General features: G+C 63.4%; 22 protein-coding genes and 1 tRNA gene. 16 read left to right on the top strand and 7 right to left on the bottom strand.

Annotated features, from left to right (window positions below):
* Window positions 1-81 precede the first annotated feature (81 nt).
* A complete protein-coding gene (gene greA, locus JYK05_RS08925; RefSeq protein WP_175944399.1) occupies window positions 82-558 on the top strand; it encodes a transcription elongation factor GreA in 477 nt (158 codons plus the stop codon).
* The gene (locus JYK05_RS08920) at window positions 558-1,079 is read left to right on the top strand and encodes a DUF4149 domain-containing protein (protein ID WP_371826374.1); all 522 of its coding nucleotides are present in this window, start codon (window positions 558-560) and stop codon (window positions 1,077-1,079) included. The genes greA and JYK05_RS08920 overlap by 1 nt, the downstream gene beginning before the upstream one ends.
* A 46-nt stretch (window positions 1,080-1,125) precedes the next feature.
* Here JYK05_RS08920 and JYK05_RS08915 read toward each other — a convergent pair whose 3' ends face one another.
* Entirely contained in the window at window positions 1,126-1,665 is a 540-nt protein-coding gene (locus tag JYK05_RS08915; protein WP_206466696.1) for a YhbY family RNA-binding protein, read from the bottom strand.
* 333 nt (window positions 1,666-1,998) lie between these two features.
* Between JYK05_RS08915 and JYK05_RS08910 the strand changes: the two genes are divergently transcribed.
* The 11 genes from JYK05_RS08910 to phoR all read left to right on the top strand — a co-directional run bounded on the left by JYK05_RS08910 (window position 1,999) and on the right by phoR (window position 14,198).
* Complete coding sequence (locus JYK05_RS08910) at window positions 1,999-2,673, top strand: RlmE family RNA methyltransferase (RefSeq protein ID WP_175944395.1); 675 nt, start codon at window positions 1,999-2,001, stop codon at window positions 2,671-2,673.
* Window positions 2,674-2,846: 173 nt separating this feature from the next.
* On the top strand, window positions 2,847-4,733 hold the full coding sequence (gene ftsH / locus JYK05_RS08905) for an ATP-dependent zinc metalloprotease FtsH (protein WP_175944393.1): 1,887 nt from the start codon (window positions 2,847-2,849) through the stop codon (window positions 4,731-4,733).
* A 195-nt stretch (window positions 4,734-4,928) separates the two neighbouring features.
* A complete protein-coding gene (gene folP, locus JYK05_RS08900) occupies window positions 4,929-5,729 on the top strand; it encodes a dihydropteroate synthase (RefSeq protein ID WP_206468260.1) in 801 nt (266 codons plus the stop codon).
* Between the two features lie 110 nt (window positions 5,730-5,839).
* Window positions 5,840-7,198: a phosphoglucosamine mutase gene (gene glmM, locus JYK05_RS08895; RefSeq protein WP_206466695.1), complete on the top strand. Its 1,359-nt coding sequence runs from the start codon at window positions 5,840-5,842 to the stop codon at window positions 7,196-7,198.
* A gap of 207 nt (window positions 7,199-7,405) precedes the next feature.
* Window positions 7,406-8,437 (top strand): phosphate ABC transporter substrate-binding protein PstS, encoded by a 1,032-nt coding sequence (pstS, locus tag JYK05_RS08890; protein WP_175944389.1) that lies wholly within the window; start codon window positions 7,406-7,408, stop codon window positions 8,435-8,437.
* 161 nt (window positions 8,438-8,598) lie between these two features.
* On the top strand, window positions 8,599-9,582 hold the full coding sequence (pstC, locus tag JYK05_RS08885) for a phosphate ABC transporter permease PstC (protein ID WP_206466694.1): 984 nt from the start codon (window positions 8,599-8,601) through the stop codon (window positions 9,580-9,582).
* The gene (pstA, locus tag JYK05_RS08880) at window positions 9,579-10,466 is read left to right on the top strand and encodes a phosphate ABC transporter permease PstA (protein WP_175944385.1); all 888 of its coding nucleotides are present in this window, start codon (window positions 9,579-9,581) and stop codon (window positions 10,464-10,466) included. Before pstC ends, pstA begins: the two co-directional genes overlap by 4 nt.
* Before the next feature lie 15 nt (window positions 10,467-10,481).
* Window positions 10,482-11,357 (top strand): phosphate ABC transporter ATP-binding protein PstB, encoded by an 876-nt coding sequence (gene pstB, locus JYK05_RS08875; protein WP_206466693.1) that lies wholly within the window; start codon window positions 10,482-10,484, stop codon window positions 11,355-11,357.
* A 42-nt stretch (window positions 11,358-11,399) separates the two neighbouring features.
* Window positions 11,400-12,104 carry a phosphate signaling complex protein PhoU gene (gene phoU, locus JYK05_RS08870; protein WP_206466692.1) on the top strand — a complete coding sequence of 235 codons (705 nt, stop codon included), beginning with the start codon at window positions 11,400-11,402 and terminating at the stop codon, window positions 12,102-12,104.
* A gap of 39 nt (window positions 12,105-12,143) precedes the next feature.
* Window positions 12,144-12,845, top strand: a complete 702-nt coding sequence (gene phoB, locus JYK05_RS08865; RefSeq protein ID WP_159836615.1) for a phosphate regulon transcriptional regulator PhoB — start codon at window positions 12,144-12,146, stop codon at window positions 12,843-12,845.
* Window positions 12,846-12,884: 39 nt separating this feature from the next.
* Window positions 12,885-14,198 (top strand): phosphate regulon sensor histidine kinase PhoR, encoded by a 1,314-nt coding sequence (gene phoR / locus JYK05_RS08860; RefSeq protein ID WP_206466691.1) that lies wholly within the window; start codon window positions 12,885-12,887, stop codon window positions 14,196-14,198.
* Between the two features lie 40 nt (window positions 14,199-14,238).
* Here the strand turns inward: phoR and ppk1 are convergent, their stop codons facing one another.
* Complete coding sequence (gene ppk1, locus JYK05_RS08855) at window positions 14,239-16,302, bottom strand: polyphosphate kinase 1 (protein WP_175944377.1); 2,064 nt, start codon at window positions 16,300-16,302, stop codon at window positions 14,239-14,241.
* A 257-nt stretch (window positions 16,303-16,559) separates the two neighbouring features.
* Between ppk1 and ppx the strand changes: the two genes are divergently transcribed.
* On the top strand, window positions 16,560-18,068 hold the full coding sequence (gene ppx / locus JYK05_RS08850) for an exopolyphosphatase (RefSeq protein ID WP_206466690.1): 1,509 nt from the start codon (window positions 16,560-16,562) through the stop codon (window positions 18,066-18,068).
* A gap of 15 nt (window positions 18,069-18,083) precedes the next feature.
* On the opposite strand, the gene JYK05_RS08845 is transcribed toward ppx, so the two are convergent.
* Both JYK05_RS08845 and JYK05_RS08840 read right to left on the bottom strand, forming a co-directional pair.
* A complete protein-coding gene (locus tag JYK05_RS08845; RefSeq protein ID WP_175944372.1) occupies window positions 18,084-18,905 on the bottom strand; it encodes a GNAT family N-acetyltransferase in 822 nt (273 codons plus the stop codon).
* 126 nt (window positions 18,906-19,031) lie between these two features.
* Entirely contained in the window at window positions 19,032-19,490 is a 459-nt protein-coding gene (locus JYK05_RS08840; RefSeq protein ID WP_206466689.1) for a histidine phosphatase family protein, read from the bottom strand.
* 121 nt (window positions 19,491-19,611) lie between these two features.
* Between JYK05_RS08840 and JYK05_RS08835 the strand changes: the two genes are divergently transcribed.
* Window positions 19,612-19,688 (top strand) — tRNA-Pro (locus JYK05_RS08835).
* Between the two features lie 62 nt (window positions 19,689-19,750).
* A complete protein-coding gene (locus JYK05_RS08830) occupies window positions 19,751-19,924 on the top strand; it encodes a hypothetical protein (RefSeq protein WP_175944367.1) in 174 nt (57 codons plus the stop codon).
* A 262-nt stretch (window positions 19,925-20,186) separates the two neighbouring features.
* Here the strand turns inward: JYK05_RS08830 and JYK05_RS08825 are convergent, their stop codons facing one another.
* The 3 genes from JYK05_RS08825 to JYK05_RS08815 form a co-directional block, all read right to left on the bottom strand.
* The gene (locus JYK05_RS08825) at window positions 20,187-20,507 is read right to left on the bottom strand and encodes a hypothetical protein (protein WP_371747339.1); all 321 of its coding nucleotides are present in this window, start codon (window positions 20,505-20,507) and stop codon (window positions 20,187-20,189) included.
* A 29-nt stretch (window positions 20,508-20,536) separates the two neighbouring features.
* Window positions 20,537-21,223, bottom strand: a complete 687-nt coding sequence (locus tag JYK05_RS08820) for a peptidoglycan DD-metalloendopeptidase family protein (protein ID WP_175945236.1) — start codon at window positions 21,221-21,223, stop codon at window positions 20,537-20,539.
* A gap of 128 nt (window positions 21,224-21,351) precedes the next feature.
* Window positions 21,352-22,257: an aldose epimerase gene (locus tag JYK05_RS08815; RefSeq protein WP_206466688.1), complete on the bottom strand. Its 906-nt coding sequence runs from the start codon at window positions 22,255-22,257 to the stop codon at window positions 21,352-21,354.
* Window positions 22,258-22,299 lie beyond the last annotated feature (42 nt).

The raw sequence follows: 22,299 nt of genomic DNA, 5'->3' as shown, positions 1-22,299 counted from the left end.
CGGTTGAGCGGTATCTCCTAATACGGGAGATGCGCTAACCGCGGTAATTTTTTTACGGCTGTTTTTTGCTTTGGGTTGTCTATGAGCACGATTCCCTTGACCAAGCGCGGCGCGGAGTTGCTGCGCGACGAATTGCAACGCCTGAAGGCTGTCGAGCGTCCGGCGGTCATCAACGCGATCGCGGAAGCGCGCGCGCAGGGCGATCTGTCTGAAAACGCAGAATACGATGCCGCGAAGGAGAAGCAGGGCTTCATCGAGGGCCGGATCGCCGAACTCGAATCGAAGCTGGCGGCGGCGCAAGTGATCGACCCGACGACCGTGGATGCGGATGGCCGCGTGGTCTTTGGCGCGACGGTCGAACTGGAAGACCTGGAATCGGGCGATACGGTGACCTACCAGATCGTTGGCGACGACGAAGCGGATATCGATCACGGCCTGATCTCGGTGAGCTCGCCGATTGCGCGCGCGCTCATTTCGAAGTCGGAAGGCGACGTCGCGTCGGTGCAGGCGCCGGGCGGCGCGCGCGAGTACGAAATCATCGCTGTCCGTTACGTCTGATGGCCATCGCGCACCGCGTTTTTCGCATCGTCAGCATGCTCTGGGTCGGCAGCCTGCTGACGCTCGGCCTCGTTGCCACGCCCGTTCTCTTTTCGATGCTGGACTCTGCCGTGGCCGGATCGGTGGCCGCGCAGTACTTCAGGATCGAGGCGTTCGTGGGCGTCGTCAGCGCGCTGATTCTCGTTCTGATCGGCAATCGCTTCGTGAAAAGCGGTATCGCGGACTATAAGCGCGTGCGGTGGATTGTCGCCGTGATGCTGGTGTGCGTGCTCGCCGGTTACTTTGCGTTGCAGCCGTTCATGAACTCGCTGCGGATGGCGGCGCAGGCAGCCGGCACCGATCTCGCCAGTTCGCCGTATGCGCGGCAGTTCGGCATTCTGCACGGCATATCGAGCGCCATCTATCTGATCGAATGTCTTTTCGGTATCGCGCTCGTGTGGCGCTTGCCGGGCAGTGCGCCGAGCGCCATCGTGCCGAAGAACAAATCGGCGAAGATGGCGGCCAAGCGGGCGCGGAGCTAATCGCGCCGTGGCCACATGCGGCGCGAACGCTCTCGCGCCGCGCTGCTTACTTCGCGGCCTGATGCTGGCGCTTCGAGCTCGTCTGACGCTTCTTCGCGCGCTTCACGTTGCCACCCGCGGTCACGCGCTCGTTGCCGAGCACTTTAAGCGTCTGCTTCTTGGGCTTTTTGAACGCAGGTGCATCGCGCGAGATTTTCACGGCTTTGACGATGCGCGGCGCGCGGCCCTTCGAAGGGCGCTCGACGGCTTCGGCCGCGCTCGGCGGCATAGTGCTGCGCGTGCGCGTGTTGCGGCTTTTTGCCGGCGCGGCGCCTTCCGGCCGCCAAATGACGAGCAGCTTGCCGATATGCTGGATAGGCGCTGCGTTCAGGCGGTCGCAGATTTCGTCGTAAATGGCGATGCGCGCTTCGCGGTCGTCGCCGAACACGCGAATCTTGATGAGCTGGTGCGCTTCGAGGTGCACGCCGATTTCGTTCAGCACGGCATCCGTCAAACCCTCCGCGCCGACGAGCACGACGGGCTTGAGCGCATGGGCCTGGGAGCGCAGGTCGGAGCGTTGGGCAGGAGAGAGTTCGAGAGCTGGCATGAGAAATTGGGGAGTCGACTAAAATAGGGCGGCGCGGGCCTGACGGCGTGCCAAACGCGTATGCGAAGTGCGAAGAAGCCGGCAAGATGGCCGGGTTCGGCCGGTCGAGGTGGACCGCCGCCAAAAACAAAATAGGCCGAAGACGCGATTGCCGGGCGCATTCGAGCGCCCGCGGAAACGTTCCGGCCGACAAGACGCGTATTATCCGCTAAAAGCGCCGCATGTTGCTGCAAGATTTCGCGCACGCAATCCCGAGACCACGCATCGGCGCGGACTGCTCGCGCCACCGAAACACCTTCCACGCCGCACGAATGCGGCATGAGTTCAGCTTGAATGGCAAAGAATCGCTTCAATCATTCGTGGTTGCATGACCACATCAACGATCCGTACGTGAAGATGGCGCAGCGCGAGGGCTATCGGGCCCGCGCCGCGTACAAACTCAAGGAGATCGACGAGCAGGATAAGCTCATCAAGCCGGGGCAGGTCATCGTCGATCTGGGTTCGACGCCCGGAAGCTGGAGCCAGTATGCGCGCAACAAGCTCGCGCAGGGTTCGAAGCGCGACGCGCAGCGCGAGGGCGGCATCGACGGTACGATCATCGCGCTCGATATCCTGCCGATGGAACCGATCGCGGACGTGACTTTCATTCAAGGCGACTTCCGCGAGGACTCGGTGCTCGCGCAACTGGACGAAATCGTCGGTGAGCGGCAAGTCGACCTTGTAATCTCCGACATGGCCCCCAACCTCTCCGGAGTAGCGAGTGCGGATGCGGCGCGGATCGAGCATCTTTGCGACCTGGCGCTGGAATTCGCTCAAAACCATCTGAAACCGGAGGGTGCGCTGCTAGTCAAATGTTTTCATGGCAGCGGCTACAGCCAGATCGTCGAGAAGTTCAAGCACCAGTTCAAAGTCGTCGCGCCGCGCAAGCCCAAGGCGTCTCGGGATAAATCGTCCGAGACTTTCATCCTCGGGCGGCGGCTCAAAAATCCGGCTGCCGGACCCGCTTAAACGATGTCGGCGAATTTCAGCGATGTTTTCGCGGATTATGCCGAAAAAAGACCATCTAACGCTATTTAGGCGGTAGTGAAACCTTATGGCAGGGGTTAGCGGTCTGGATTAGAATGCTTTGGTGGCGCCGCAAGGTTTATGTAGGCGCCCGTCTATGAGTGAGGAGTGGTGCTTTGAACAACAATATGTTCTCTAAAGCGGCAGTGTGGCTCGTGATCGCACTGGTGCTGTTTACGGTGTTCAAGCAGTTCGATAAGCCCCGCGTCCAGGAAGGCGTGTCGTATTCGCAGTTCATGGACGACGCCAAGAACGGCAAGGTCAAGAACGTCACGGTTCAGGGGCGCAATCTCACGGTCACTCCGACAGACGGCCAGAAGTACCAGATCGTGTCGCCCGGCGACATCTGGATGGTCGGCGATCTGATGAAATACGGCGTTCAGGTCAGCGGCAAGGCTGACGATGAACCGAATGCGCTCGTCTCCGCGCTGTACTACCTTGGGCCGACGATCTTGATCATCGGTTTCTGGTTCTACATGATGCGGCAGATGCAGGGAGGCGGCAAAGGCGGGGCGTTCTCGTTCGGCAAGTCGCGAGCGCGGCTGATCGACGAAAACAACAACGCGATCAACTTCACGGACGTGGCCGGCTGCGACGAAGCGAAGGAAGAAGTGTCGGAACTGGTGGACTTCCTGCGCGATCCGCAGAAGTTCCAGAAGCTCGGCGGGCGCATTCCGCGCGGCGTGCTGCTGGTCGGCCCTCCAGGTACTGGTAAGACGCTTCTGGCGCGCGCCATTGCGGGCGAAGCCAAGGTGCCGTTCTTCAGCATCTCGGGTTCGGACTTCGTGGAAATGTTCGTCGGCGTGGGCGCGGCCCGCGTGCGCGACATGTTCGAGCAAGCCAAGAAGCATGCGCCGTGTATCGTGTTTATCGACGAAATCGACGCGGTCGGCCGTCATCGCGGCGCCGGCATGGGCGGCGGCAACGACGAGCGCGAGCAGACGCTGAACCAGATGCTCGTCGAAATGGACGGCTTCGAGGCGAATTCGGGCGTCATCGTGATCGCCGCGACGAACCGTTCGGACGTGCTGGACAAGGCGCTCTTGCGTCCGGGCCGTTTCGACCGTCAGGTGTACGTCGGTCTGCCGGATATCCGCGGTCGCGAGCACATCATGAAGGTGCATCTGCGCAAGGTGCCGATTGCGAACGACGTGGACGCATCGGTCATCGCGCGCGGCACGCCGGGATTCTCGGGTGCGGATCTCGCGAACCTCGTGAACGAAGCCGCGCTCTTCGCGGCGCGTCGCGGCAAGCGGATCGTCGAAATGCAGGACTTCGAGGACGCGAAGGACAAGATCTTCATGGGTCCCGAGCGCAAGTCGGCGGTCATGCGTGAAGAGGAACGCCGCAACACGGCGTACCACGAGTCGGGCCACGCGGTCGTCGCCAAGCTGTTGCCGCATGCGGACCCGGTTCACAAGGTCACGATCATGCCGCGCGGCTGGGCGCTGGGCGTTACGTGGCAACTGCCGGAGCATGATCGCGTGAACCTGTATCGCGACAAGATGCTTGAAGAGATCGCGATCCTGTTCGGCGGCCGCGCAGCGGAAGAAGTGTTCCTGAACTCGATGTCGACCGGTGCTTCGAACGACTTCGAGCGCGCAACGAAGATGGCGCGCGACATGGTGACGCGTTACGGCATGTCCGACGTGCTCGGCACGATGGTGTACGTCGACACGGAACCCGACGGCATGTTCGGCAAGCTCGCGTCGAAGACGGTTTCGGAAGCGACGTTGCAAAAGGTCGATGCTGAGATCCGCCGCATTCTCGACGAGCAGTACGCGCTTGCGCGCAAGCTGCTGGAAGACAACCGCGAGAAGGTCGAAGCCATGACCAAGGCGCTGCTCGAATGGGAAACCATCGACGCAGACCAGATCAGCGACATCATGGCCGGCCGTCCGCCGCGTCCGCCGAAGAACATGCCGCCGCCGTCGGGCGACTCGCCCTCGAGCGGCAATAGCGGCACCGAAGTGAAGCCGGGCAGCGCAACCGCGCCGGCCTAAGCTTCCCGAGTCGTATCATGGGCCGGCGTGCACTGCACGCCGGCCCATTTTTATTTTCAGGCCCGCGTTCTGCCGGGTCGAACGCCCAGCCACTCGCTCTCGCCCATACGCTTGACCACGCTCACTTCCTCCCCCGCACTCGCCGAGCCGCTGCAATGCGGCCGTTTCACGCTGACGTTCGAGCGACCGCTCGTCATGGGCATCCTGAACGTCACGCCGGACTCGTTCTCTGACGGCGGCCGCTTTCTTTCCCGCGACGCGGCATTGGCCCGCGCCGAGCAGATGCTCGCAGACGGCGCGGACATGATCGACATCGGCGGCGAATCGACTCGTCCAGGCGCCCCGCCAGTGCCGCTCGACGAAGAGCTCGAACGCGTCGTCCCGATTGTCGAAGCATTGCGCGGCGTGCAGGTTCCGCTTTCGGTGGATACCTACAAGCCCGCCGTGATGCGCGCCGCGCTCGAAGCCGGCGCGGACATGATCAACGACATCTGGGGGCTGCGCCAGGACGGCGCACTCGACGCCGTGAAGGACAGCAACTGCGGTCTGTGCGTGATGCACATGCTCGGCGAGCCCCGCACGATGCAACTTCACGAACCGGTCTACGACGACGTCGTCGCCTCGGTGCGAGACTTCTTCGCCGAGCGGCTGGCCGCGCTCACGACGGCGGGCATTGCGGCGAATCGCATCACATTCGATCCCGGCTACGGCTTCGGCAAAACCGTCGGGCATAATTACACGCTACTTGCCGAACTCGCGGCAACGCTGCCAGGCGGCACGCATCGCGCGCTATTGGCCGGCATGTCGCGCAAATCGATGCTTGGCGCCGTCACCGGTCGCAGCGCGAGTGAGCGCGTGTTCGCGAGTGTCGCGGCGGCGGTGTGCGCGGCCGAACGCGGCGCGGCCATCATCCGCGTGCACGACGTAGCCGAGACCGTAGACGCACTGAAAGTTTGGCAAGCCACCAGGCAGGCGGCGCGTCGCGCGCACGATTGACGCGCGCTGGCGTCGTAGCACTGCGGCGAAGGCGCTCGCGCTCGCAGTTCACCAACGAACAACGCGGATAAAGAACAGGCGCCGTAATCCGCGAGGAGGGTCACGCAACAATGGCAAGACGATATTTCGGAACGGACGGCATTCGCGGGCGCGTGGGCGCGGCCCCGATCACGCCGGATTTCGTGCTCAGGCTCGGCTACGCGGCCGGGAAGGTGCTCGCGGGCGGCGACCAGTCGCCGCAGAAGGGCAACCGGCCGACGGTGCTCATCGGCAAGGACACGCGCGTGTCCGGCTACATGCTGGAAGCGGCGCTCGAGTCCGGCTTCTCGGCAGCCGGCGTCGACGTGATGCTCGCCGGCCCGATGCCCACGCCCGGCGTCGCTTATCTGACGCGCGCGCTGCGGCTGTCGGCGGGCGTCGTCATCAGCGCGTCCCACAATCCCTACGAGGACAACGGCATCAAGTTCTTCTCCGCCGATGGCAACAAGCTGCCCGACGAAGTCGAACACCAGATCGAGGCGCAGCTCGAACAGCCGATGGACTGCGCGCCGTCCGAACGGCTCGGCAAGGCGCGCCGTCTCGACGACGCGGGCGGCCGTTACATCGAATTCTGCAAGAGCACGTTCCCCGCGAGCTTCGACTTGCGCGGCTTGAAGCTGGTGGTCGACTGCGCGCACGGCGCGGCGTACGACGTCGCGCCGCACGTGTTCCACGAACTCGGCGCGGAAGTGGTGCCGATCGGCGTGTCGCCGAACGGCTTCAATATCAACGATGGCGTCGGCGCGACGGCCCCGGATGCGCTCGTGCGCGCGGTGAAGGAGCATGGTGCGGATATCGGCATCGCGCTGGATGGCGACGCGGACCGCCTGCAGATCGTCGATTCGGCCGGGCGCCTCTATAACGGCGACGAGTTGCTCTACGTGCTGGTGAAGGACCGCATCGCGACGCACGGCAACGTGGAAGGTGCGGTCGGCACGCTGATGACCAACATGGCGGTCGAAGTCGCGCTGAAGGAGGCCGGCGTGCAGTTCGTCCGCGCTGCGGTCGGCGACCGCTACGTGCTCGAGAAGCTGCGCGAGCGCGGCTGGCAACTCGGCGCGGAAGGCTCGGGCCACATTCTGTCGCTGGACCGGCACTCGACGGGCGACGGCATCGTCTCGGCGCTCCTCGTGCTCGCGGCGCTCAAGCGCAGCGGCAAGACGCTCGCCGAACTGCTCGACGGCGTGAGCCTTTTTCCGCAGAAGCTCATCAACGTGCGCATGAAAGCGGGCGCGGACTGGAAAAACAGCGACGCCATCCGCCGCGCCGTCGAGCAAGCCGAGCAATCCCTCGAATCGCGCGGTCGGGTCTTGATTCGCGCGTCGGGAACGGAACCGGTGTTGCGCGTGATGGTGGAAGCCGCCGCGCAGGCGGACGCCGTCCGGCACGCGGAAACGATTGCGCAGGTCGTAAAAGACGTCACGTCGTAAGCGTGCGCGGAAGAATGCACGTTTCGCGAAAAGCGGGCTTCGGCCCGCTTTTTTATTGCACGTTCGCAGCCTGACGAATGAACGCACGATCGACTTTCCGTTTGAAAGTCGCCTGTCACATGCCCTTAACCGAGAGTCACATTACTGTCACAGAGACTGCCTATATTTCGCGTATCGTCCCACACGCTATTCAACCCTGGAGGTCTCATGAAATTGATGCACACCGCGCTCGCTGGCGTAATTGGCGCAATGCTGGCCATCTCTGCGCAAGCGGCCGATATCACCGGCGCGGGCAGTACCTTCGCAGCTCCGATCTACACCAAGTGGGCAGATGCCTATCAAAAAAGCGGCGGCGGCAAGGTCAACTATCAGGGCATCGGCTCGTCGGGCGGCGTGAAACAGATCATCGCGAAGACGGTCGATTTCGCGGGCTCCGACGCTCCGCTGAAAGATGACGAGCTCGCGAAAGACGGCCTCTTCCAGTTCCCGACGGTGGTCGGCGGCGTGGTGCCGGTCATCAACGTGCCGGGCGTGAAGGCGGGCGAACTGACGCTGTCGGGCCAGGTGCTCGGCGACATCTATCTCGGCAAGATCAAGAAGTGGAACGACCCGGCTATCGCGGCGCTGAACCCGAAGGTCAAGCTGCCGGATACCGACATCGCCGTGGTGCGCCGCGCGGACGGCTCGGGCACGAGCTTCATCTGGACGAATTATCTGTCGAAGGTCAACGCCGACTGGAAGTCGAAGGTGGGCGAGGGCTCGACGGTCAACTGGCCGACGGGCACGGGCGGCAAGGGCAACGACGGCGTCGCGGCATTCGTGCAGCGTCTGCCGGGCGCGATCGGCTATGTCGAGTGGGCGTACGCGAAGCAGAACCACATGACCTACGTCGGCCTTAAGAATTCGGCGGGCACGGTGGTGGAGCCGAAGACGGAGACGTTTAAGGCGGCGGCCGCGGGCGCGGACTGGTCGAAGTCGTTCTATCAGATCCTGACGAACGAGCCGGGCAAGGACGCATGGCCGATCGTCGGCGCGACCTTCGTGCTCTTGCATTCGACGCAGGACAAGGCGGCGCAAGGCACCGAGACGCTCAAGTTCTTCGACTGGGCGTTCAAGAACGGCGGCCAGGCTGCGAACGACCTCGATTACATCTCGCTGCCGGAGTCGGTCGTCTCGGAAATCCGCACGCAGTGGAAGGCGAAAGTCAAGGATGGTTCGGGTAAGCCGGTCGCGGAGTAATGCCGAAGTAGCGCAGTCATATTGTCTGAAACTGTCCTAAGCTGAAGCGGCGGACAAATGCAGCAAAGCAAGCAGTAAAGAAGCAGTAAAGAAGCAGTAACAAGCCGCGCGGCGATCGAGAGGTTGCCGCGCGTCTGACACGTAGCGTAACCAAGGCTCCCATGTCGGACATCAACTTAGCGTCGGCACCGCCGGCGGCGCAATCGCAGCGCGCGCCGAGCCGTATCGGCGACATCATTTTCGGCGGCATTACCCGGCTGGCGGCCGTGGTGACGCTGCTCCTGCTTGGCGGCATCATCGTCTCGCTCATCATTGCGTCGATGCCGACCATCCAGAAATTCGGGCTCAGCTTTCTCTGGCGCGCGGAGTGGGATCCGCCCAGCGAGAGCTTCGGCGCGCTCGTGCCCATCTACGGCACCATCGCGACCTCGATCATCGCGCTCATCATCGCGGTGCCGGTGAGCTTCGGCATCGCGCTCTTTCTGACGGAACTGTCGCCGACGTGGCTGCGCCGGCCGCTCGGCGTCGCCATTGAACTGCTCGCGGCGATTCCGTCGATCGTCTACGGCATGTGGGGTCTGCTCGTGTTCGCGCCGATCTTCGCGACGTACTTCGAAAAGCCGCTCGGCGCGCTGCTCGGCGGCGTGCCGCTCATCGGCGCGCTGTTTCAGGGACCGCCCATCGGCATCGGCATTCTGTGCGCGGGCGTTATTCTCGCGATCATGATCATTCCGTACATCGCGTCCGTGATGCGCGACGTGTTCGAAGTCACGCCCGTGCTGCTGAAGGAATCGGCGTACGGCATCGGCTGCACGACGTGGGAAGTGATGTGGAAGATCGTGCTGCCGTACACGCGCGCCGGCGTGATCGGCGGCGTCATGCTCGGTCTCGGCCGCGCGCTCGGCGAGACCATGGCGGTGACCTTCGTGATCGGCAACACCAATCTGCTCGACAACGTGTCGCTCTTTTCTCCGGGCAACAGCATCACCTCGGCGCTCGCGAACGAATTCGCGGAAGCGAGCCCCGGCCTGCATACATCCGCGCTGATGGAGCTCGGTTTGATTCTCTTCGTCATCACGTTCATCGTGCTCGCGCTGTCAAAGCTGCTCTTGATGCGCATGCAGCGCGCGGAGGGTGCAAAGTGAGCCGTCCCGCAACGTTCAATCAGGACCACGAGCGCACCGTCGCCACGCGCATGAAGCTGCAACGCCGCCGCCGCGGCACCAACGCGATCGCGCTGACGCTCTCGCTCGCGGCCATGGCGTTCGGCCTCGTCTGGCTCGTGTGGATTCTCTTCACGACGCTGAAGCTCGGCGTCTCCGGGCTGTCCGTCGAACTGTTCACGCAGTCGACGCCTCCGCCGAACACCGATGGCGGCGGTCTCGCCAACGCGATCGTCGGCAGTCTCATGCTCGTCGTGCTGGCAACGTGCATCGGCACGCCGCTCGGCATTCTCGCGGGCGTGTATCTCGCGGAATACGGGCAGAAGCGCTGGCTCGCGAACGTGACGCGCTTCATCAACGACATTCTGCTGTCCGCGCCGTCCATCGTCGTCGGTCTCTTCGTGTATGCGCTCGTCGTCGCGAAGATGGGGCGTTTCTCGGGCTGGGCCGGCGTGATCGCGCTCGGACTCTTGCAGATTCCCATCGTCATCCGCACGACGGAGAACATGCTGAACCTCGTGCCCAACGCGCTGCGCGAGGCGGCCTTCGCGCTCGGCACGCCGAAGTGGAAGATGGTGATGTCGATCACGCTGAAGGCGTCGGTCGGCGGCATCGTGACGGGCGTGCTGCTGGCCGTCGCGCGCATTGCAGGCGAGACCGCGCCGCTGCTCTTCACGGCGCTGTCGAACCAGTTCTTCACGCTCGACATGAATCAGCCGGTGGCGAATCTGCCGGTGACGATCTACAAGTTCGCGATGAGCCCGTTCCCGCAATGGCAAACGCTCGCGTGGGCCGGCGTGTTCCTGATTACGCTCGGCGTGCTGGGTCTGAATATCCTGGCGCGCGCGATTTTTTCCAAGAAATAAGGGTGGAGTGATTCCATGAACATGGTCGAAAGTGGTGTCAGCCACCTGAATTCGAAGACTGAAGCCAAGCCGGTCGAGCGCGGTCCCGCGCCGGGCAGCGTACGTCCGACGCACGGCTCGCAGCCGGCGGATTCCATCAAGCCGAAGATCGAGGTGAACAACCTCAACTTCTTCTACAACAAGTATCACGCGCTCAAGAACATCAACTTGCGCATTCCCGAGAAGAAAGTGACCGCGTTCATCGGTCCGTCGGGATGCGGCAAGTCCACGTTGCTGCGCACGTTCAACAAGATGTTCGCGCTGTATCCGGAGCAACGCGCGGAAGGCGAAATCCTGATGGACGGCGCCAATCTGCTCGACACGACGAAGGACATCTCGCTCTTGCGCGCGCGCGTCGGCATGGTGTTCCAGAAGCCGACACCGTTCCCGATGTCGATCTACGACAACATCGCGTTCGGCGTGAAGATGTTCGAGCAACTGTCGCGCTCGGAGATGGACGACCGCGTGGAATGGGCGCTGACGAAGGCCGCGCTCTGGACCGAAGTGAAGGACAAGCTCACGCAAAGCGGCTACGGTCTGTCGGGCGGCCAGCAGCAGCGTCTGTGCATCGCGCGCGGCATCGCCATCCGGCCGGAAGTGCTGCTGCTCGACGAACCGTGCTCCGCGCTCGATCCGATTTCGACGGGCCGCATCGAAGAACTGATCGCGGAGTTGAAGAGCGACTACACGGTGGTGATCGTCACGCACAACATGCAGCAGGCCGCGCGCTGCTCGGACTACACTGCTTATATGTACCTCGGTGAATTGATCGAATTCGGCGACACGGAAAAGATCTTCATCAAGCCGGCCCGCAAGGAAACGGAAGACTACATCACGGGCCGCTTTGGCTGATCGGCCGGTCAGCGAACGAACAAAGGACTACAGGAGCAGAACATGTCCGATAAACATCTGTCGAGCCAGTTCGACGCCGATCTGAACGCGGTGTCCTCGAAAGTGCTGGAAATGGGCGGTCTCGTCGAGTCGCAGATCACCGCGGCGATGCAGGCGCTGAACGAGTTCGACGTGCAGATCGCCGATCAGGTCATCGCGGCGGAAGCGCGCCTGAACACGATGGAAGTCGAGATCGACGAGGAGTGCAGCAACATCATCGCGCGCCGTCAGCCGGCCGCGCGCGACTTGCGCCTGCTCATGGCGATCTCGAAGACCATCACGAATCTCGAACGCGCCGGCGACGAAGCCGAGAAGATCGCGAAACGCGTAAAGCGCATCAACGAAGACGGCGCGGGCCGCACGGTGAACATCGCGGAAATCAAGCTCTCGGGCGAGATGGCCGTGTCGATTCTGCGCCGCGCGCTCGATGCGTTCGCGCGTCTCGATACGGTCGCCGCCGCGCAGATCGTGCGCGACGACAAGGCCATCGACGACGAATTCCGCGCCTTCGTGCGCAAGCTCGTGACGTACATGATGGAAGACCCGCGCACCATTTCGGCGGGGCTCGATTATCTGTTCATCGCGAAAGCCGTGGAGCGCATTGGCGATCACGCGAAGAACATCGCGGAGTTCATCATCTACATCGTGAAGGGCACGGACGTGCGCCACATCTCGCGCGACCAGCTCGAACGCGAGGCGCTCAGTTAATCCAACGATTCACTCAAGCAAAAAGGTCAAGAGGTGCCGATGCCCAGCAGTATCCTCGTCGTCGAAGACGAACCCGCGATCTCCGAACTGATCTCGGTGAATCTGCAACATGCGGGACATTGCCCGATTCGCGCGTATAACGCGGAGCAGGCGCAAAACCTGATCAGCGACGTGCTGCCCGACCTCGTGCTGCTCGACTGGATGCTGCCCGCGAAGTCCGGCATCGCGTTCGCGCGCGAGCTGCGCAACAACGAGCGCACGAAGCACATTCCGATCATCATGCTCACCGCGCGCGGCGACGAGCAGGACAAGGTGCTCGGACTCGAAATCGGCGCCGACGATTACGTGACCAAGCCGTTTTCGCCGAAAGAACTGATGGCGCGCATCAAGGCCGTGCTGCGCCGGCGCGCGCCGCAGCTGACGGAAGACGTCGTCGCGATCAACGGCCTGCGTCTCGATCCGGCGACGCATCGTGTTGCCGCCAATCATTCGGGCAACGACATCAAGCTCGATCTCGGGCCGACGGAGTTCCGTCTGCTGCATTTCTTCATGACGCATCCGGAGCGCGTGCACAGCCGCACGCAGCTGCTCGATCAGGTCTGGGGAGATCATGTGTTCGTCGAGGAGCGCACGGTCGATGTGCACATCAAGCGTCTGCGCGCCGCGCTCAAGCCTGCGGGCTGCGATGCTATGATCGAAACGGTACGCGGCAGCGGCTACCGGCTCGCGAAGGGCGCGTGAGCCCGCGCCCATCTTCGCCTTCATCGATCTCCCGACAACATGAACATCATCTGGACGCGTTCTATCGTGTCCCTCGCGCTCCTCGCGGTGCTGTGCGCCGCGATCGGCGCATTCGCGGGCGTGCGCGCGGCGCTCGCTGTCGCCGTCATCATGCTCGTCGTGCAGAGCTTCGTGAGCACGTATCACACGCAGCGGCTATGGCGTCTCCTGGACGCGCCGGTGTACGGCCAGGTGCCGAGCGCGCTCGGCATCTGGGGCGAGATCTATTACCGCCTGCACAAGCTCGCCAAACGCTGGCATGCGCAGGTGCGTCAGGTCGAGCAGCAGCATTCGCGCTTCATTCAGGCGATTCAGGCATCGCCCAACGGCGTGGCGATGCTGGACGATCACGACCAGATCGAATGGTGCAACGCCATTGCGGAGAAGCACTTCGGGCTGGACGCGAAGCGCGATCTGCGTCAGCACATCACACATCTCGTGCGTCATCCGGATTTCATCCGCTATCTGAATTCGCACCGCTACGAAGAGATGCTCATCATGCGGGGCATGGGCGCGAACCGGCAGCGGACTGTCTCGGTGCAGGTGTTCCCGTACGGCGAGAATCGCAAGCTGATTCTCACGCAAGACATTACCGAACTCGAGCGCACCGATTCGATGCGCCGCGATTTCGTCGCGAACGTCTCGCATGAACTGAAGACGCCCCTCACCGTGCTCTCGGGCTTTCTCGAAACGATGCGCGAGTTGCCGCTCGACGAAGCCGACCGCGCGCGCTATCTCGACATGATGAATCAGCAGGCCATGCGCATGCAGAACATCGTGCGCGATCTGCTCGTGCTGGCGAATCTCGAAGGCGATGTGCGTCCGCCCGGCGACGAACTGCTCGACATGCGCGCGGTGCTGCGTCATCTGGAAGACGACGCCAACAGTCTTTCGGGTGGGCGTCATCGCATCCATTTTCATAACGATGACGCGCTGACCGTGGCCGGCGCGGAGACGGAACTGGTGAGCGCGCTCGGCAATCTGGTGACGAACGCGGTTCGCTACACGCCGGATGGCGGCAGCATCGACGTGTCATGGGAACGCGTGGACGATCGCGCGGTCTTCACCGTGCGCGACAGCGGCCTCGGCATTCCGGCGGAGCATATTCCGCGCTTGACGGAGCGTTTCTATCGCGTGGACCGGAGCCGTTCGCGCGATACGGGCGGCACCGGGCTCGGGCTTGCCATCGTCAAGCATGTGCTGCAACGGCATCATGCCGATCTCGACGTGAAAAGCGAAGTAGGGCGGGGCAGCACGTTCACGGTGCGCTTTCCCGCGTCGCGCACGGCGTTGCGCAAATCCGTGGCTGCTTGAATCTGCACGGCGCGCCGCGCGCCGCCGCGCCGCTCGCCAATCACGAACAGAACTTCGCGAGCAGTCCCAACTGTGCGTTGCGCAGCGCCTTGCCCGAACGGCGCTTGCGATAGTGCCCGTCGCTTTGCATGACCCACGCCGACTGGTTGTCGCCGAGACACACGGACAAGCCTTCGGCAATCACGCGGCGCTTGAGACGCCGGTCGCGGATCGGGAACGCCACTTCCACGCGGCGAAAGAAGTTGCGATCCATCCAGTCGGCGCTCGACAGATACACGTCTTCCTTGCCGTTCGCATAGAAATAGAAGATGCGGTGATGTTCGAGGAAACGCCCGACGATCGAGCGCACCGTGATGTTCTCCGACAGATCTTCGACGCCCGGCTTCAGCGAACACACGCCACGCACGATCAGGTCGATTTTCACGCCCGCATGCGATGCCTCGTAGAGCGCCGCGATCACGGTTGGTTCGAGCAGCGCGTTCATCTTCGCGACGATGCGCGCCCGTCGGCCCGCGCGCGCATGTTCGGCTTCGGCGCGAATCGCTTCGATCAGCTTGGCGTGCAGCGTGAACGGCGACTGCCATAGCTGATGCAGCGCAAGCTCGCCGCCGATGCCCGTCAACTGCTGGAAGACGTGATGCACGTCTTCGCACATTTGCTGATCCGCGGTCATCAGGCCGAAGTCGGTATAAAGGCGCGCCGTGCGCGGATGATAGTTGCCGGTGCCCAGATGCGCGTAACGCTTGAGCACGGTCTTGCCGCCTTGCGACACGCGCCGCACGATCAGCATCATCTTCGCGTGGCACTTGTGGCCGACGACGCCATACACGACATGCGCGCCCACCGCTTCGAGTTGCGACGCCCAGTTGATGTTCGTTTCTTCGTCGAAGCGCGCGAGCAGTTCGACCACGACGGTCACTTCCTTTCCGTTGCGCGCCGCCTGCATGAGCGCGTCCATCAGCGGCGAATCCGTGCCGGTGCGGTAGATGGTCTGCTTGATCGCCACCACTTGCGGATCTTTGGCCGCTTGCAGCAGCAGTTCCAGCACGGGCTGAAAGCTCTCGTACGGATGATGCAGCAGGATATCGCCCTGATCGATGGCATCGAAGAGATTGGTCGTATTCGCAATCGACTTCGGCACCGACGGAATATGCGGCACGAACTTGAGGTCCGGCCGGTCGACCATTTCGGGCAACTGCATGAGTCGCACGAGATTGACCGGCCCGTTCACGCGATAGCAGTCGCGCGGATTGAGCTGGCTTTCGTCGAGCAGGCGGCGAATGAGATGCGGCGGCGTTTCCGCAGATACTTCGAGCCGCACCGCATTGCCGAGATGCCGCGCGGGCAGTTCGCCCTGCAACGCGACGCGCAGATTCGTGATCTCGTCTTCGTCGACGAAAAGCTCGCTATTGCGCGTAATGCGAAACTGATTGCAATTGCGCACCGTCAGGTGCGGAAACAGTTCGCTCACGAAGTGCTGCATGAAAGAACTCAGCAGCACGAAACCATGCGGATAACCCGAAAGCGCCTCCGGCATGCGCACGAGGCGCGGCAACGCGCGCGGCGCCTGCACGATGCCCATCATCGCCTGACGGCCGAACGCGTCGGTGCCTTCCAGTTCGACGACGAAGTTCAGGCTCTTGTTCAGCACGCGCGGAAAAGGATGCGCGGGATCGAGCCCGATCGGCGTCAGCACCGGCAGCAGTTCGTTCTGGAAGTATTCGCGCGCCCACGCGGTCTGCTGTTCGGTCCAGGTTTCCGCGCCATGAAAATAAATTCCTTCCATTTCGAGCGCGGGCAGTACGGTCTCGTGCAGCATCGCGTATTGTTGATGCACGAGGCGTTGCGCGCGTTCGGAGACGAGATCGTAGACGTGTTGCAGCGACATTCCGTCCGGCGAGAGCGTGCCGGGGTTGTCGCGCATCTGCTCCTGAAGCCCGGCCATGCGGACTTCGAAAAATTCGTCGAGATTGCTGCTCGTAATGCAGATAAAGCGCAGACGTTCGAGCAGCGGCACCGATGTGTCGGCGGCTTGCGCCAGTACCCGCTCGTTGAAACCTAAGATGCCTAGTTCACGGTTGAAGAGCGGATAACGTATGGACATCGGCTGGGCGTAAGGTGTCTCGATCGGAAGGGCAGAAAAGCGTTCGGATGATCTCACACTAGGATGTCTTTATTGTGACAGAACGATTTTCACAAATTCTACTCACATTGCGGATAGCGTCGCTAGCGGGCGCGCGCGTTCGCGCTTCTGTTGCGGTTTCGGATCGTCGCGCCTGCATGAAATAAAATCCGTGTCTCTCGGCAGCGTGTCGCTGACACGCGGTTGCGCTTTCTCACTTCACGATTTCCGGATATCCGATGGTCACACATCCTCATCTTCTCGCCGCCGTCGACCTCGGATCGAACAGTTTCCGGCTGATCGTCGGCCGGGTCGAGGAAACGCCCGCGGGCAGCCAGATCTATCAGGTCGATGCGTTGCGCGAGCCGGTTCGTCTCGCGGCCGGTCTCTCGAAGGACAAGATGCTCGATCGCGCGTCGCAGTTGCGCGGCTGGGATGCGCTGAAGCGCTTCGGCGAGCGTCTGCGCGACTTTCACCCGGATCAGGTGCGCGCGGTCGCCACCAACACCCTGCGCGTCGCAAAAAACGCGCACGACTTTCTGATCGAAGCCGAAATCGCGCTCGGTTTTCCGATCGAAGTGATCGCGGGCCGCGAGGAAGCGCGCCTCATCTACGCGGGCGCGGCGCATTCGGTGCCGGCGAGCGCGGGCAAGCGGCTCGTCGTGGATATCGGCGGCGGATCGACGGAGTTCATCATCGGCGCGCATTACACGCCGATCCACATGGAAAGCCTCTATATCGGCTGCGTGAGCCACAGCCGCCAGTTCTTCCCGGCCGGCAACGTCGACGAATACACGATGCGTCAGGCCGAACTCGCCGCCAAGCGCGAGATCCAGATCATCTCGCGCGAATACAAGCAGACCGGCTGGGATCAGGCGATCGGCTCGTCGGGCACGGCGCGGGCGCTCGCCGAACTGGTCGAGGCGAACGGCTTCAACGATCCCGAGTACACGCACGGCATTTCGCGCGGCGGGCTGGAACGGCTGAAGCGCGCGCTCATCAAGGCGGAGAACGTGAACCGGCTGAAGCTCGTCGCGCTGAAGCCGGACCGCATACCGGTGCTGGCGGGCGGGCTTTCCATCATGCTCGGCGTGTTCGAGGAACTGGGGATCGAATACGTCGATACGACCGACGCTGCGTTGCGCCTCGGCGTACTGTACGACCTGCTCGGCCGCTCGCAACATCAGGACATGCGCACCGTGACGGTCGAAGGCTTCAAGCGCCGTTACGGCGTCGATGCCGCGCAGGCCGAGCGCATCGGCAATCTCGCGATCAGCTTCTACGATCAGCTCGGCGAGCCGGACGGCGAGCGCAGCGCGGAGAACCGCATGTTCCTCGCGTGGGCGGCGTCGCTGCACGAGATCGGCTTGTCCATCGCGCACAGCGCGTATCACAAGCATTCGGCGTATATCGCGAGCAATGCCGACATGCCCGGCTTTTCGCGCACGGATCAGGCGCGGCTCGCGGCGCTCGTGCTCGGTCACGCGGGCAAGCTCGGCAAGCTCGCGCAGGCGCGCGGCGTCGACTGGACGCTGCTGTTCTGCCTGCGACTCGCCGCGCTTCTGTCGCGCCGCCGCACGGATGTCGGCCTGCCCGGCATCGAAGTCAAAGCCGCGGGCGGCGGCTTCGAAGTGCGTCTGCCGAGCGAGTGGGTGACGAACAATCCGCTGACCGACTACAGCCTCGCGCAGGAAGCGATGGAATGGGAAAAGATCGGGCGGCCGTATCGCGTGATTTACACGGATTGAGCATCCTCCCGACGCTCAACGTCCCGCGTCGCCGATGAAGTGCCGCGCGTAACGCGCGTTGATGTCGGAGAGGCGGAATAGCGTCAGAAAATCCGCCGTGTTGAAATCCGGGTCCCACGCGGGCGCGCCGCAAATCTTCGCGCCGAGGCGCAGATAGCCTTTGACGAGCGGCGGCGGACTCACCGCGACGCCCGTGCGCAGCTCCTCGACTGGCAGCGGCGTATGCGCGAAGGCGCGGTACTCGTGCGCGGTGAGCGCGTCGGCGGGCAGCGACGCGTACAGATTCGCGGCGTAATGACCGCCGTCGTTCATGCCGACGCTCGCGCAGCCGAGCATCGTCTCGTAGCCGTTCTGCATCATGTACGTGGCGAGCCCGCCCCACAGCGACATGATGACCGCGCCGTTGCGATAGTCCGGATGCACGCACGAGCGGCCCACTTCGACGAGCTTCGGCCGCAGATGCGTGAGACGCGACATGTCGAATTCGCTTTCCGCATAGAGACGGCCGATGCGCGCGGCCTGATGCGGCGGCAACACGCGATACGTGCCGACGACCTTCAGCGTGTCGAGATCGCGCACGAGCAGGTGATCGCAATAGGCGTCGAACGCGTCGACGTCCAGCCCGGCGGGGCCCGAAAGACGCGCGCCCATTTCCTCGGCGAACACGCGGTAGCGCAGACGTTGTGCTTCGCGCAGCGCGTCGTCGGAGCGCGCCCATGCGACCTGCAAGCGGTGCTGGCCCGTGACGGTTTCGGCCGTGCGCGGAAGGTGGCGGCGCGAATCGAGCGAGAGCGATGACGCTCCGAAGGGCAGGAAAGGCGTCGGCAGATCGTGCATTGGCATTCCTCGGCGGAAAGGTGACTAACTTTCCGCCAATGTAAGGATGCCGGGTGACGCTCGCATGGCTTGGCAGTGACGTTTCGATGAAACGACACACGCCCCCGCGACATGCGCTTTCGACCTCTAAAGCAGGTCCGGACACATCACCGTGCGCACCACGACTTGCCCGTCGCCGCCGCGCGAGCGGCCTTGGAACCACCACACGCCGCTTTTCTTGATGGACCAGTCCGCTTCGTGTCCGGTCAGCAGCAACGCGGCCACGCGCCCGAGCGTCGGCTGATGCCCGATCACCACGACGGTTTGTCCGACGACATCGGGCCAGCCGGCGGCGTCGAGCACGTGCTGCGCGGTCTTGCCGGGCGCGAGATCGTCCACCACGCGATAGCGGTCGCCGAACGCTTCGGCGGTCTGGATCGTGCGCGTGGCGGGACTCGCGAGGAAGAGGGCGTCGTCGTCGATGCGCGCTCGCAGCCACTTCGCCATGCCTTGCGCCTGCTTGCGTCCGCGCGAGGTGAGCTGACGCGCGAGGTCGCTCGACGCCTGGTCTTCCGCTTCGGCGTGACGCCAGATAATGAGGTTCATCGATCGTCTCCAGAATGAATGGCGTTTGCGATTGGCTTAGAACGTTGCGTGCCCGCTCGTAGCGTCGCCGCGCAGTCGCATTTGCGGATATGAGGCATCGACGCTACAATACGCGGCTCGTCGGAGCGTAGCGCAGCCTGGTAGCGCATCTGATTTGGGATCAGAGGGTCGAAGGTTCGAATCCTTTCGCTCCGACCACGATACAACGAAGGGGTTACAAGTCTCGGCTTGTAACCCCTTCGTCTTTTCCAGGAAACCTCATGCCGCGTATCGCCTTGTCGTTCGCATGCTCCGCCGTCTTCGCGCTCGCGTTGTCCGCGTGCGCCGATTCCTCCAGCCAGAAGCATCCTCCGCAAGATCCGCCCGACTATCACGGCGTGCCGACCGACACGCGTCCGCCGTCGATGTTGATCGCGCCGACGCAGCCGCAGTAATCCGACTGCGAATCGGTCATAACGACTGAGTAAGAGACTCTAACGCAGATCGAAGCGAATTTTTTGCAGCACGGTTATCATGGGGCAACTCGTCGCAACTGGGTTTCGCCATGAATCTGTTGTGGGTTTTCGCTGCGGTCGCGCCTCTCGCGCTTGCTTCGCTTTTCGGGTTCGCCGCCCGCATCGATCCGGCATCGGGCCGCTGGCGCACGCGAAGGAGTACGCGAAGAGACGCGCCTTCGGACGCCTGAGTCAGCAGGCGCTACTGCTTGCAGCGGATCACCATCGAACGATTCTTGATGTTCGCGCCGAAGATGCCCGCCACCGATCCGCCCGAAGTGGCGCCGTTGTCGGCGTCTTTCGAAATCACGTCGTAGCCGTACGCGCCGCACACTTCGCCCGCTTGCTTGTAGCACGCTGCCCAGCTCGTGCTCGCGTCGCTGCCGCTGCAGTTGATCGCGAAGCCCGTGTCACCCGAGGGCAGGTAGGTCATCGTGGCGGTGTGCGCGCAGCCGGCCAGCGCGCCGCTCAAGGCCGCCGCCGCGAATAGCGCGGCCGCGGTCATCGTGTTTGCGAATCTCATTGTCTTCCTCGTAACGGCCGCGCGCCTCTTTAGCGCGGCGGCAAATAGCGCGACGGGTCCGTCGAGCGGCCCATGTAGCGCACCTCGAAGTGCAGCATCGTGCGATCGCTGTCGGTGTCGCCCATTTCGGCGATCTGTTGTCCCTGCTGCACCGTCTGACCTTCCTTCACCAGCAACGCGCGATTGTGGGCGTAGGCGGTCAGATAGTCGTCGTTATGCTTGACGATCAGCATGTTGCCGTAGCCGCGCAGGCCGTTGCCCGCATAGACGACACTGCCTGTCGCCGCCGCCACGACCGGCGTGCCCGCCGAGTTCGCGATGTCGATGCCTTTCGAATTCTTGCCGTCGAAGCCGCGGATCACGGTGCCTTGCGCCGGCCATACCAGTGAGACGCCCGGACCTGGTTTCGCGGGTGCATCGGCCTTTGCTTCGCTCTTTGCGCCGGTGCCTGCGCCTGCCGACGTCGCGCCGGACGCGCTCGCGCTGCCCGCAGGCGGCTCGACGCGCAGCACCTGGCCGACTTCGATGGCGTCCGGATTCGTGAGCGCGTTCCAGCGCGCGATGTTCCTGGTCGACGTGCGGTTCTCCCGCGCGATCTTCGAGAGCGTGTCGCCGCGCTGCACGCGATAGTATCCCGGCGCGACCGGGGCTGATCCGCACGCGGCGAGCACCGCGACCAAGGATGCGACGACCGCTGCGCGGACGACCTGTCCAATTCTTTTCTGCAAAACCTGACCTCGTAGAGCGCCGCCGCGCGTCGGGCGGCGGCGGATAGGAAGGCAGGATTTTACCGTCCCGGATTTGCGCGCACAGAAAGGCGCGTGCGAGTCGGCGGGCGCGGGCTTTAGGGCGCTGACGAGATCACGAGCCGAAGCGACGCCGTCTCGGTCTTGCCCGGCGCGAGCCAGCGCAGGCCGTAGCCGTTGTGGATGGCGTCGGGCAGGCCGATCCACGGCTCGACGCAATAGAAGTCCGACGTATCCGACTCGGTCCACGTCGTGACGGCGTACCACGGCACCGAATCGGGCTGTTGCAGCTCGAAGCTCACGGTGCGGTTCGGCAAGACGAGCCGCACGGGTTCATCGGAAGGCCCCGTCAGGCAGTGAAAGCAGTCGACGATACTCGCATCCGCCAGCGAATAGCGCGGCGCGCCCGTTTCGGCATCGGTGATGGAGCCGTCCGGCAACTGACGCCGCCGCTCCGTGCGCGGCAGCTCGACGCTGCTTTGGGCGCGCTGATCGTGCGGCAGATGAAAGTAGAAGTGATGCCCCGCGTAGTAAGGCAACGCGACTTCGCCCGGATTCGATGTCGTGAGTTCGACCTCCAGCGTCACGCCGTCGATGAGACGGTAGGCCGCCTCGAAACGGAATGCGAACGGGTAGCCCTCGCGCGTCGCGTCGCTGTCCACGAGCGTCATGCGCACGCCGTGGCCGTCGGCATCGCGCGTGGAAGAGAAGGGGAGATCGCGCGCGAAGCCGTGCGTCGGCAGCGCATGCACGGCGCCGTCCGGATCGCGCCATTTGCCGATTTCGCCATCGACGAAATGCCGCCCGAGAAACGGGAACAGCAACGGATTGCCGCCGCGAATCTTCGCGGCATTCGACCAGGCGGTTTCATCGAGCGAATCCGGCCAGTGGATGACCGGCTGGCCGCCGACGCGCCAGGTCATGAGCCGGCCGCCCGCTTGCGGCGCGAGCTGGATGACCGCGCCGTCGCGCTCGATTTCGATGACGTCTTTCTCGGATGACATGATGGCAACGCACTCCGTTCAATGGCCGACTGGTTCAAGGAT

It is taken from the genome of Caballeronia sp. M1242 (assembly GCF_017220215.1).
Lineage (GTDB): Bacteria > Pseudomonadota > Gammaproteobacteria > Burkholderiales > Burkholderiaceae > Caballeronia.
The sequence above is the reverse complement of the archived record's forward strand: the minus strand, read 5'-3'. Positions and strand labels throughout refer to the sequence as shown.